Source organism: Lentzea sokolovensis, assembly GCF_033949975.1.
GTDB lineage: Bacteria > Actinomycetota > Actinomycetes > Mycobacteriales > Pseudonocardiaceae > Lentzea > Lentzea sokolovensis.
In genome coordinates, this window is sequence record NZ_JAXAVU010000001.1 from 1,068,014 (window position 1) to 1,081,590 (window position 13,577).

Genomic DNA, 13,577 nt, shown 5'->3' on the forward strand with positions numbered 1-13,577 from the left:
GCGTTCTCCTCGGTGGATCGGTGGGGCCGGCGGACGGCCGATCAGTGGACCTCGAAGTCCTGGTCGATCAGTGCGAACAGCTCCTCGTCCGTGGCGGTGTCGAGACCCCCGTCGGTCACCGCGCCGCCCTGGTCACCGGTCTGCGGGTAGAGGCTGCCAAGCAGCACTTCCAATCGGGTTCTAAGAACCGTCAGGGTCGTTTCGCCCGGTCGTACGTCCGCCAGACCGGCTTCGAGCTGCGCCAACGCGGTGAGCGCCGGGTCTGCCTCCGTGGCGTCCCCGCTGCCCAGTTCCGCGAGGAGGAAGCCGGTGAGAACCACGGGGTTCGGGTAGTCGAAGATCAACGTCGCGGGCAGCCGGAGTCCGGTCGTGGCGGCCAGGTTGTTGCGCAGCTCGACCGCGCTGAGGGAGTCGAACCCGAAGTCGCTGAACGCCCGTTCGGGGTCGACCGCGTCGGCCGACGCGTGGCCCAGCACGGCCGCGACCTGCGTCCGGACCAGGTCGAGCAGGACGGCTTCCCGTTCCTCGGCGGGCACGCCGGCCAGCAGCGCGTCCTCGCTGGGAGCGGCCGCCGGGCGTCGAGCCGCGCGGATCAGGCCGCGGAACAGCGGGGGCACGGTGCCACTGCCGATCCGCGTCCGCATCGCGGGGATGTCCAGTTCCATCGGAAGCAGGACCGGCTGCGCGGTGCTCAGCGCGGTGTCGAACAGGGCGAGCGCGTTCTTCGTGGCCAGCGCGCCGAACCCGCCGCGGTTCATCCGCTTCCGGTCGACGTCGGTGAGCTCGCCGAGCAGCCCGCTCGACTGTTCCCACAGGCCCCACGCCAGCGACGTCGCGGGCAGGCCCTGCGCGTGCCGGTGCCGGGCCAGCGCGTCCAGGAACGCGTTGGCGGCGGCGTAGTTGGCCTGTCCGGCGTTGCCGAGGGTGCTCGCGGCCGACGAGAACAGCACGAACGCGGCGAGGTCGAGGTCCCGCGTCAGCTCGTGCAGGTGCCACGCCGCGTCCGCCTTGGGCCGCAGCACGGTCGTGAACCGCTCCGGCGTCAGCGAGGCCAGCACGCCGTCGTCGAGGACACCCGCGGTGTGCACCACGGCGGTCAGCGGGTGCTCCGCGGGAATCCCGGCCAGGAGCGTCTTCAGCGCCTCGCGGTCGGCCGCGTCGCACGCCACGACCGACGTCTTCGCGCCGAGAACGTCCAGTTCGGCCACCAGGTCTGCGATGCCGGGGGTGTCCTGGCCGCGCCGGCCCGCGAGCACGAGGTGCCGGACACCGGTGGTGGCGAGGTGCCGGGCGAGCAGACCGCCGAGCGTGCCGGTGCCACCGGTGATCAGCACAGTGCCGTCGGGATTCCACGCCCGCGGTGTCTCCTCTTGTACGGCGACCCTGGCCAGGCGGGGCGCGAGGGTCTCGCCGCCACGCAGCAGCACCTGCGGTTCGCCACCTTCGAGCGCCGCGAGGATCTGCGCGCCGTCAGGTTCGCCGTCGAGGTCGAGCAGCGTGAACCGGCCGGGGTTCTCGGCCTGGGCGGTGCGCACCAGACCCCACACCGCCGCGGCGGCGAGGTCGGTGACCTCCCGTTCGGCGCCGCGGGTGACGACGACCAGGCGGCCGTCGGCTCGGGTGAGCCAGTCCTGCACGGCCGCGAGCACGCCGGTGGTGACGCGGTGGACGTCGTCGCCGTTGACCGGCAGGAACACGAGGTCCGGGGTCGGCTCCGGGAGATCGGCCAGGGTGTCGTAGGACTTCGCGCCGTCGACCGCGGCTGCCAGTGCGAGGTCGCCGATGACCGCACGGGTGGCCGGGGTGACGGCGGCGGTGGCGGCGGGCGCCCAGTCCACCTGGAACAGCGATCGGTGGTGTTCGCGCCGGGCTTCGATGCCACCGGCGGAGATCGCGCGCAGCAGCAAGGAGTCCGCCGAGGCGACCGGCCTGCCCGCGCCGTCGGCGACGGTCAGGCTGATGGTGTCCGGCCCGACCGGCGCCAGCCGCACCCGCAAGCTCGCCGGGCCGGAGGTGCGCAGGGCGACCCCCGACCACGAGAACGGCAGGTGCCCCTGGCCCTTCGCGGTGACGAAGTCACCGAGCCCGACCGCGTGCAGGGCGGCGTCGAGCAGCGCGGGGTGCAGCCCGAACCTCCCTGCCGAGTCCCGCTGCCCGTCCGGCAACGCGACCTCGGCGAAGACGGCGCCGTCGAGCGACCAGGCCGCGCGCAGGCCCTGGAACGCGGGACCGTAGCCGAACCCGTTGTCCTGCAGGCCGTCGTAGAGGCCGGTGACGTCGATGGCCGTCGCACCGTCCGGTGGCCAGACCGCGAGACCCGGCATCGGGCCGGGCTCGTCCGGTGTGAGGGTGCCCGTGGCGTGCAGGCTCCACGACTCCTCGTCGCCGGTGGCGGAGTGCACGGTGATCGGCCGCTTGCCCGCGTCGTCGGCCGCGCCGACGGCCACCTGGATGCGGGCCGCGCCCCGCGGCGGCAGGACCAGTGGAGCGGCCAGGGTCAGTTCCTCGATCGCCGCACAGCCGACCTCGTCGGCGGCGCGCAGTGCCAGTTCGACGAACGCGGTGCCGGGCAGCAGCACGGTGTCCTGCACGGCGTGGTCCGCCAGCCAGGGATGCGTCCGCACCGAGAGCGACCCGGTCAGCACGCAGCCGCCGGTGCCGGGCAGCTCGACGGCCGCGCCGAGCAGCGGGTGCTCCGCCGCCGCCAGTCCGGCGGCGGTCACGTCCACTGCCTGGGAGGGCTCCACCCAGAACCGGTCCCGCCGGAACGCCTGCGTCGGGAGCCCGACGCGCCTGCCGGTGAACACGGCTGCCCAGTCGGGCGTGACGCCGCGGACGTGCAGCCGCGCCAGGGCGCCGACGGCCGTCCGAACCTCGTCGTGACCGCCCCGCAGCACCGGGATCGCGTCCTCGACCATCGCCGACAGCACCGCGTCCGGGCCGAGCTCGACGAACGTCCGCGCGCCCTGTTCCTTCGCCGCCGCGACCGCGTCGGCGAACCGGACGCCCTCGCGGACCTGCCGCACCCAGTAGGCCACCGAGCCGCCGCCGCCTCCCTCCACAGTGGACAGGAAGGGGATCACCTGCTCGGCGGGCGTGAGGCCGTCGAGTGCCGCGGCGAACTCGGCCAGCATCGGTTCCATCAGCGCGGAGTGGAAGGCGTGGCTGGTGTTGAGCCGTTTGGTCTTCGCGAACTTCTTCGCGATCTCGGTGACCGCGTGTTCCTCTCCGGACAGCACGACCGCGTTCGGTCCGTTCACCGCCGCGAGCGCAACGCCTTCGGGCAACGGCAGAACGTCCTCCTCGGACGCCTGCACGGCGATCATCACGCCGCCCTCGGGAAGAGCCTGCATCAGCCGTCCGCGCGCGGTCACCAGCGTGGCCGCGTCGTCGAGGGTGAGCATCCCGGCGACGTGCGCCGCCGCGATCTCCCCGACCGAATGGCCGAGCACGAGGTCCGGGCGCACGCCCCACGACTCCAGCAGCCGGAACAACGCGACCTCGACCGCGAAGATCCCCTGCTGCGCGAACTCCGTGCCGTCCAGTTCCGGTGCGCCCTCGAAGACGATCTCCCGCACCCGTGGGTCCAGGTGGGCGCAGACCTCGTCGAACGCCTTGGCGTACACCGGGAACGTCTCGTACAGCTCCCGGCCCATCCCGGCGCGCTGGGAACCCTGGCCGGTGAACAGGAACGCGACGCCACCGCTCACCTCCGTCCCCTGCACGAGCGAGCGGTGCGGCCGGCCTTCAGCGAGAGCGTCGAGGCCGTTCTGGAGCTCGTCACGATCCGCCGCGATCACCGCCGCCCGGTGTTCCAGGGCCGCGCGGCCGGTGGCCAGCGTGTGCGCGACGTCGACGGGGGCGAGGTCCTGCCCGATCTCGGCCTGGAGCTTCGCCGCCTGCGCCCGTAAGCCGTCGGCGTCGCGACCGGAGAGCACGAACGGCAGGACCGGCAGCGGTTCCTCGCGCCGCGGTTCGGCGGCGACGGGCGGCTCTTCGAGGACGACGTGCGCGTTGGTGCCGCTCACTCCGAACGACGACACCCCGGCGCGGCGCGGGTGATCGGTTCGAGGCCAGTCCACGGCCTCGCTCAACAGCTCGACGGCGCCCGTCGCCCAGTCCACGTGCGGACTCGGTGCGTCGACGTGCAGGGTCTTGGGCAGCACGCCGTGGCGCATCGCCTCGACCATCTTGATCACACCGCCGACACCCGCGGCCGCCTGTGTGTGGCCGATGTTCGACTTCAGCGAGCCGAGCAGCAACGGCCGTTCCCTGCCCTGCCCGTAGGTCGCGAGCACGGCCTGCGCCTCGATCGGGTCGCCCAGCACCGTGCCGGTGCCGTGCGCCTCCACGACGTCCACATCGGACGGTGCCAGGCTCGCGTTCGCCAGCGCCTGGCGGATCACCCGCTGCTGCGAAGGCCCGTTCGGCGCGGTGAGGCCGTTGGACGCGCCGTCGGAGTTGACCGCGGAACCGCGCACCACGGCGAGGACCTCGTGACCGTTGCGAAGGGCGTCGGACAGGCGTTCCACCAGCAGCATCCCGGCGCCCTCCGACCACCCGACGCCGTCGGCGGCCGCGGCGAACGACTTGCAGCGGCCGTCCGGCGCGAGTCCGCGCTGACGGCTGAACTCGATGAACCCGGCCGGGGTGGACATCACCGTCACCCCGCCCGCCAGTGCCATCGAGCACTCGCCGGAACGCAGCGCCTGCGCGGCCAGGTGCAACGCCACCAACGACGACGAGCACGCGGTGTCCACGGTGAGCGCGGGTCCCTCGAAGCCCAGGCTGTAGGCGATCCGGCCGGAGATCACGCTGGACGCGGTGCCCGTGCCCACGTACCCCTCGGCCTCGGCGGGAATGGTGGCCAGCAACGAGCTGTAGTCCTGCGCCGAGGTTCCGGCGAACACGCCGACCTTCGCCCCGCGCAGGCCCGTCGGGTCGACCCCGGCGTGCTCGAACGCCTCCCAGGACGCCTCCAGCAGCAGACGTTGCTGCGGGTCCATGGCCAGCGCCTCGCGCGGTGAGATCCCGAAGAACCCGGCGTCGAAGTCGGTCGCGCCGGTGACAAACCCGCCCTCGATCGAGTACGTGGTGCCCGGCCTCGACAGGTCGGGGTCGAACACGGCGTCGACGTCCCAGCCGCGGTCGTCGGGGAACATCGAGATGGCGTCGGTACCGGTGGACACCAGCTTCCAGAGGTCGCCCGGCGAGTTCACGCCACCCGGATACCGGCAGCTCATACCGATGATGGCGATGGGTTCGTCGTTGGCCTGAACGGTCTCGACGGCCGCGGACGTGTCCACACCGGACAGTTCGGCGTCGAGGAACGCGGCCAGCGCCAGCGGGGTCGGGTGGTCGAAGACGAGCGTGGCGGGCAGCTCGCGCCCGACCGCGGTGGCCAGCAGGGTGCGCAGCTCGACCGCGGTGAGCGAGTCGAAGCCCAGCTCCTTGAACGGCCGGTCCGCGCGCACCTCGTCGGCGGTCTCGTGGTTGAGCACGACCGCCGCCTGACCGCGGACCAGGTCGGTCAGCACCCGAATCCGTTCGCCGGCGGGGATTCCGGCCAGCCGCGCGCCCAAACGGGTCGGCTCGGGTTTTGCGGCGGGCTCGACGAAACTGTTCGACCCGGTCGCCTCCAGCCAGAAGCGCGTGCGCTGGAAGGGATAGTTCGGCAGATCGACCCGCCGGGCCCCGCTGCCGGCGAAATAGGCGGCCCAGTCGGGCGTGACGCCTCGCGTGTGGAGTCGGGCCAGCGCGGCGACGGCCGACCGCACCTCGGGCCGTCCGGCGCGCAGGACCGCGACGGCGGCGGCGCTGTCCGGCAGGCAGTCCTGGGCGAGTGCGCTCAGCACGCCGTCCGGCCCGAGTTCGAGGAACGTCCGGACGCCCTCGGTGTGCAGTGCCGTGACACCGTCGGCGAAGCGGACCGCCTCACGGACGTGCCGGACCCAGTAGTCAGGATCGGTGACGAGACCCGGAGTCGCGAGCGCGCCGGTCACGTTGGACACCAACGGGATCCGCGGCTCGGTGAAGGTGATCTTTTCCATGGCCGCGCGGAACCCGGCCAGCATCGGATCCATCAGGGCCGAGTGGAACGCGTGGCTGGTGGTGAGAGCCTTGGCCTTGCCGAAACGGGCCGCGACCTCGGCGACCGCGTCAGCGTCGCCGGACAGCACGACGGATCGCGGGCCGTTGACGGCGGCGATCGAAACGCCTTCGCACAGCTCGGCCCGCACCTCCTCCTCAGTCGCGCGGACCGCGACCATCGCGCCCCCGGCCGGCAGCGCCTGCATCAGCCGCCCGCGTGCCGTGACGAGCATCTGCGCGTCGGACAGGGAGAACACCCCGGCGACGTGCGCGGCGGCGATCTCACCGATCGAGTGCCCGAGCAGGAACTCCGGCCGTACACCCCACGACTCCATCAGCCGGAACAGCGCGACCTCGACTGCGAACAGCGCCGGCTGGGCGAACTCAGTGCGGTCGAGGTCCGCTCCCCCGTCGAGGACCAGGTCCCGCACCCTCGGGTCGAAGCCCGCGCAGATCTCGTCGAAGGCCTTGGCGTACAAGGGGAACGCCGCGTGCAGCTCGCGACCCATCCCGGCGCGCTGGGACCCCTGCCCGGTGAACAGGAAGGCGACGTCTCCCGCCGCTACCGCGTCCCGCACGACCGACGGCGCCGGCTCCCCCGCGGCGATCGCGCGCAACCCGGAGACCAGGTCGTCGCGGGTGTCCCCGAGCACGACCGCCCGTTCACCAAAAGCAGCGCGGGTCGTCGCCAGCGCCGCCGCCAATGACACCGGATCCGCGTCGACGTCCGCCAGGCGCACGGCCTGAGCGCGCAACGCGGCCTCGGTCCGTCCGGAAAGGACCCACGGCAGCACCGCAGGCGGTTCACCGGGCGCCGGAACCTCGACGTCCGGGGCCTGTTCCAGGACGACGTGCGTGTTGGTGCCGCTGACGCCGAACGACGACACCCCGGCGCGACGCGGGTGACCGGTCGAAGGCCAGTCCACCGCCTCGGTCAGCAACGAGACCGCGCCCGCCTCCCAGTCCACGTGCGCCGAAGGCGAGTCCACGTGCAGGGTCTTCGGCAGCACGCCGTGGCGCATCGCCTCGACCATCTTGATCACGCCACCGACGCCCGCGGCGGCCTGCGTGTGACCGATGTTCGACTTCAGCGAGCCCAGCAACAACGGCCGTTCCCGGCCCTGCCCGTACGCCGCCAGCACCGCCTGCGCCTCGATCGGGTCGCCCAGGACGGTGCCGGTGCCGTGCGCCTCCACAGCGTCCACATCGGACGGAACGAGCCCGGCGTTCTCCAGCGCCGCCCGGATCACCCGTTGCTGCGCGGGCCCGTTCGGCGCGGACAGCCCGCTGCTGGCGCCGTCCTGGTTGACGGCGGTGCCGCGAACCACGGCGAGCACGGGATGGCCGAGGCGTTGGGCGTCGGACAGCCGTTCCACCAGCAGCATCCCGACGCCCTCGGCCCACGCGGTGCCGTCGGCCGCGGCGGCGAACGACTTGCAGCGGCCGTCCGGGGCGAGTCCGCGCTGACGGCTGAACTCGATGAACCCGGCCGGGGTCACGATCATCGTGACGCCACCGGCCAGCGCCATCGTGGTCTCGCCGCGGCGCAGCGACTGCACGGCCAGGTGCAACGCCACCAGTGACGACGAGCAGGCTGTGTCGACGGTGATCGCCGGGCCCTCGAAACCGAAGGTGTAGGCCACCCGCCCGGAGGCGACGCTGCCCGCGTTGCCGCTGCCGAGGTACCCCTCGACGATCTCCGGCACGGACGTCAGCCGCGCCGCGTAGTCCTGGTACATCACGCCCGCGTAGACGCCGATCCGGTGGCCGCGCACGGTCGCCGGGTCGATCCCGGCGTTCTCGAAGGCCTCCCAGGACGTCTCCAGCAGCAGCCGGTGCTGCGGGTCCATCGCGAGGGCCTCGCGGGGGCTGATGTCGAAGAAGCCGGGATCGAAGTCGGCGGGAGCGGACATGAACCCGCCCTCCCGCACGTAGGACTTGCCGGGCACGTCCGGGTCGGGGTCGTAGACGTCGTCGGCGGTCCAGCCGCGGTCGTCCGGGAAGTCGGAGATGGCGTCGGCGCCCTCGGCGACCAGCTGCCACAGCTCGGCGGGCGACGTGACGCCGCCGGGGTAACGGCAGCTCATCCCGACGATCGCGATCGGCTCGTGGTCGCGTTCCTCCAGCTCGTTCACCCGGCCGCGGGCCTCGCGCAGGTCCTTGGCGGCCTGCTTGAGGTAGTCGCGCAGCTTCTGTTCGTTCGACATGCGGTGGCTCCTGGGTTCGCGGTCGGGGTGGGTCACGGGATCCGCAGCTCGTCGAGGACGCCGAACAGCTCGTCGTCCGAGGCCGTGTCGATGTCGTCGACCGCGGTCGTGTCGCTCCACCGCGACAAGAAGTCCTTCAGGCGCAACGTGATCGCTGCGCGGGCGGTGTCGTCGCCGGCGAACGGCGACAACAGGTTTTCGAGGCGGCCGAGCTCGGCCAGTGCGGGGGCGAACGCCGGCGTGCCGTCCGTGCCGAACCGCTCGGCGAGGAACGCCGCGAGCGCGGTCGCCGTCGGGTGGTCGAACACCAGCGTCGCTGGCAGCCGCAGGCCGGTGGCGGTCTGCAGGCGGTTGCGCAGCTCGACCGCGGTCAGCGAGTCGAAGCCCAGGTCGAGGAAACCGCGGCCGGGCTCGATCACGCCGGGACCCGCGTGCCCGAGCACCGCTGCGGCCTGGGCTCGCACCAAAGTCAGCAGCACCCGGTCCCGCTCGTCCGGCGTGAGACCGGCGAGCTGGCGGCGCAGCGAGGCGTCTCCGCCGGCCGCGCTCCTGCGGACCGGCGTGCGGACGAGGCCGCGCAGCAGCGGCGGCACGACCTGGTCGGCACGCGGACGCAGCGCGGCCGGGTCGAGCTGAACCGGGACCAGCACCGGCTCCCCGCTCGCGACGGCGAGGTCGAACGCCGCCAAGCCGTCCTCGGCGGTGAACGCCCGCGATCCGTTGCGGCGCAACCGGTCCTGACCGGTCCGGCCGAGCGTGCCGGTCAGCTCGCTGGTGTCGGCCCACAGCCCCCAGGCGAGCGACTGCGCGGGCAGCCCCGCGGCCCGGCGACGGCGGGCCAGCGCGTCCAGGCAGGCGTTGGCGGCGGCGTAGTTGCCCTGGCCGGGCGTGCCGAAAGTGCCTGCCGCGGAAGAGAACAGGACGAACGCGGACAGCTCCCGATCCCGCGTCAACTCGTCCAGGTGCAACGCCGCGTCGACCTTCGCGCGCAGTACGGCGTCGATCCGTTCCGGTGTAAGGGTTTCAACGACGCCGTCGTCGAGCGCGCCCGCCGTGTGGATCACGGCGGACAGGTCCGGCACGGCGGCGAGAACCTCGGCGAGCTGGGCTCGGTCGGCGACGTCGGAGGCCACCACGGTCACTTCGACACCCAGCTCGGTCAGGCCGGACACGACGTCCGCGGCACCGGGAGCGGCGTACCCGCGGCGGCTCACCAGCACCAACCGGCGGGCACCCTGGCGGGCAAGGTGCCCGGCGACGAGCCTGCCGAGCGTTCCGGTACCGCCGGTGATCAGCACGCTGCCGTCGAACGCCTTCGGCTCCACGGGCTCAGCGGGCACCGGAGCCAGGCGCGGCACCCAGATCTGTCCATTTCGGACGGAGATCTGGTCTTCACCGACCGGCAGCGCGGGGATCGGGTCGTCCGGGTGTTCCAGGTCGATCAACACGAACCGGTCGGGGTGCTCCGCCTGGGCCGAACGCACGAGACCCCAGGCGGCCGCGACGGCGATGTCGTCGCCCGACGTCACGAACGCGAGCCGGCGTTCCTCGTCAAGGGACGCCTGGACCTGAGCCAGCACCCCACCGAGCACCTCGCGGACGTCACCCGAGGCGACGGGCACGAACTCGGCGTCCAAGGGCTCGGCCGGTCCGGTGGCGGGCACCCAGTCGACGCGGAACAGCGGACCAGAGCGCCTGGCCGTCCGCACCTGGCCAGGCACGACCGGACGCGACACGAGCGCGTCGACCGCCGCGACCGGCGAACCCGAGGAGTCGGCGACCTCGACGCTCAGCGTCTCCTCGCCGGACCGCACGAGCCGCACGCGCAACGCCGTCGCGCCCGCCGCGTGCAGGCGCACCCCGGTCCACGAGAACGGCAACCGCCCGGTGCCCTCGGTGTTCAGCGATCCGAGCGCGATGGCGTGCAGCGCCGCGTCTAGCAATGCCGGGTGCACGCCGTACCGCGCGGCCTCACTGTGCTGGTCCCGTGGCAGGGCGACCTCGGCGAAGACCTCGTCGCCACGCCGCCACACCGCTCGCAGACCCTGGAACACCGGCCCGTAGCCGAACCCGCGTTCGGCCGCACGCCCGTAGACGTCATCGAGCTGCACCGGTTCGGCGTCCGACGGCGGCCACACGACGAGCCCACTGGCAGGACTGGAATCTCCCGGCGCGGCGAACCCGGCGGCGTGCCGCGTCCACTCCGCGAGCGGGTCGTCCTCGGGACGCGAGTGCAGCGCGATGGCCCGGCGACCGTCCTCGGCAGGCGCTCCGACGGTGAGATGGATCTGCACCGCGACGTCCCGAGGCAGCACGAGCGGCGCTTCCAGAGCGAGCTCTTCCACCTCGGCGCACCCGGCTTCGGCCGCGCCGTGCAGTGCGAGTTCGACGAACGCCGTGCCGACCAGCAGCACGGTGCCGTGGACGGTGTGTTCGGCCAGCCACGGGTGCGAACGCGCGGAAAGCCTTCCGGTGAAGAGGAAACCGCCGTCGTCCGGCAGTTCGACGGCCGCCCCGAGGAGCGGGTGACCGGCCGCGGTGAGGCCTGCGGAGCCGAGATCGGCGACAGCGGTCGTCGCCGGGAGCCAGTAGTGCTCGCCCTCGAACGGGTAGGTCGGCAGCGGCACGACGTTCGCGCCGTCGAACGCGGCAGACCAGTCAACGGGAACACCGCGCACGAACGCTTCGGCGACCGAGCGCAGCAACCGCTCCTGCCCACCGTCGTCACGCCGCAGCGACCCGACGGCGACGACGTCCAGGTCCCCCGCCGTCTCCTGCACGGCCGTCGTCAGCACGGCGTGCGGGCTGCACTCGACGAACACGCGGTGACCGTCGGCCAGCAGGGCACGGGTCGCCTGCTCGAACTCGACGGTCTGGCGCAGGTTGCAGTACCAGTACCCGGCGTCGAGCTGGCTGGTGTCCGCGGGACGGCCGGTGACGGTCGAGTAGAACGGCAACTCCCCCGCTCGCGGCCGCACCGGCTCCAGGACTTCGAGGAGCCGTTCCTCGATGGCCTCGACCTGCCCGGAGTGCGAGGCGTAGTCCACCGGGACGCGGCGGGCGCGGATGCCGTCGGCCGCACAGCCTGCGAGCAGGTCGTCCAGGGCTTCCGGAGTTCCGGAGACGACCGAGGAGGCGGCCCCGTTGGCTGCGGCGAGCGACAGCCCGGTGCCGGCGATGCGTTCGTTCACGACAGCGGCCGATGCGGCCACGGAGACCATGCCGCCCGCACCGGCCAGGCTCGCCAGCTCGCGGCTGCGCATGGCGACCACCAGGGCCGCGTCCTCCAGCGACAACGCGCCGGCCACGCAGGCGGCCGCGATCTCGCCCTGGCTGTGGCCGATGACCGCCGCGGGTTCGACCCCGTGCGCCCGCCACACCGATGCCAGCGACACCATCACGGCCCACAGCGCGGGCTGCACGACGTCCACGCGCCGCAACTCGATCTCGTCGGACAGCACGTCGAGCAGATCCCAGTCCACAAAGGACTTGAGGGCGTCCGCGCACTCGCGCATCCGGGCCGCGAACACCGGCGAGGAGCCGAGAAGCTCCTTGCCCATCCCGGTCCACTGCGAGCCCTGACCGGGAAAGACGAAGACGACACCACCGGTCGCGGACGGCACGCCTTCGACGACCGCCGGGTCCGGTTCGCCGGCGGCCAGTGCGGTGAGGCCGCGCCGCAGTTCGTCCCGGCTGCCACCGAACACCACCGCACGCTGGTCCAGCACGGTTCGGGTGGTGGCCAGGGAGAAGCCGATGTCGGCCGGGTCGGCGTCGAGCCCGGCCAGTTGCCCAGCCCTGGCGCGCAGGGCGGACGAGGTCTTGGCGGACAGCACCCACGGCACCACGCTCGTGCTGCGAGCCGGCGCGACATCGGTGTGTTCCGGAGCTTCTTCCAGGATCACGTGCGCGTTCGTGCCGCTCACGCCGAACGACGACACCCCCGCGCGCCGCGGCCGATCGGCTGCGGGCCACGGCCGGGCCTCGGTCAGCAGTTCGACCTCGCCGGACGCCCAGTCGATGTGCGGCGACGGCGCGTCCACGTGCAGCGTCTTGGGCAGTTCGCGGTGGCGCAGCGCCTCGACCATCTTGAGGATGCCCGCGACGCCGGACGCCGCCTGCGCGTGCCCGATGTTCGACTTGACCGAGCCGAGCCACAGCGGAGCGCCCGCCCTGGCCTGCCCGTAGGTCGCGAGCAGCGCCTGGGCCTCGATGGGGTCGCCGAGTTCGGTGCCGGTGCCGTGCGCCTCGACGACGTCGACCTCGGCCGGGGTGAGCCGGGCGTCCGCGAGCGCCCGGCGGATCACCCGTCGTTGCGCGGGGCCGCTCGGCGCGGACAGGCCGTTGGACGCACCGTCCTGGTTGATCGCGGAGCCGCGGATCACCGCGAGCACCCTGCGGCCCTTCGCGACGGCGTCCGACAACCGTTCCAGCAGAACGACTCCCGCGCCCTCGGCCAGGCCCATTCCGTCGGCCGCGTTCGCGAACGCCTTGCAGCGCCCGTCCGCGGCGACCCCGCGCTGGCGGCTGAACTCGATCAGCACGGCCGGGGTCGACATCACGGTCACGCCGCCCGCGAGCGCCGCCGTGCACTCGCCGCGCCGCAACGCCTGCACCGCGAGGTGCACGGCCACCAACGACGACGAACACGCGGTGTCGACTGTGACAGCGGGCCCCTCCAGGCCGAGCGTGTATGCGATCCGTCCGGAAAGGACACTCCCGGCCTTGCCGGTCACGAGGTGGCCCTCGACGCCCTCGGGTGCGGACTGCATCGGGCCGCCGTAGTCGGAGAACCCGCCGCCGACGAACACGCCGGCCGCTTCGCCGCGCATCGACATCGGGTCGATGCCCGCGTTCTCGAAGGCCTCCCAGGCGATCTCCAGCAACAGCCGCTGCTGGGGGTCCATCGCGAGGGCCTCGCGCGGGCTGATGGAGAAGAAGCCCGCGTCGAACTTCGCGGCGTCGCGGTAGAAACCGCCGCCGCTCGCGTAGGTGGTGCCCTGGCTGTCCGGGTCCGGGTCGTAGAGGGTCTCGACGTCCCAGCCTCGCTCCGCGGGGAACTCGCCGACGGCGTCGCCGCCCTCGGCGACCAGCTTCCACAGTTCGGCGGAGGACCGCACCCCGCCGGGGTAGCGGCAGCCGGTGCCGACGACCGCGATCGGTTCGTGCGCCCGGTCTTCGAGGTCGGCGAGCCGTTTGCGGGTGTCGCGCAGGTCCGTGGTGGCGAAGCGCAGGTAGTCCCGCAGCTTCTCGACGTTCTGCGCTTCGGGGGTGGACATG

The 13,577-nt window shown here is 72.9% G+C and carries 2 protein-coding genes; both read right to left on the reverse strand.

Going from position 1 to position 13,577, the window contains the following annotated elements; genetic code table 11:
* Window positions 1–41: 41 nt before the first annotated feature.
* The gene (locus SK854_RS04385; RefSeq protein ID WP_406601722.1) at window positions 42–8,333 is read right to left on the reverse strand and encodes a type I polyketide synthase; all 8,292 of its coding nucleotides are present in this window, start codon (window positions 8,331–8,333) and stop codon (window positions 42–44) included.
* The gene (locus tag SK854_RS04390) at window positions 8,330–13,576 is read right to left on the reverse strand and encodes a type I polyketide synthase (protein ID WP_319973638.1); all 5,247 of its coding nucleotides are present in this window, start codon (window positions 13,574–13,576) and stop codon (window positions 8,330–8,332) included. The genes SK854_RS04385 and SK854_RS04390 overlap by 4 nt, the downstream gene beginning before the upstream one ends.
* Between the last annotated feature and the right edge of the window lies 1 nt (window position 13,577).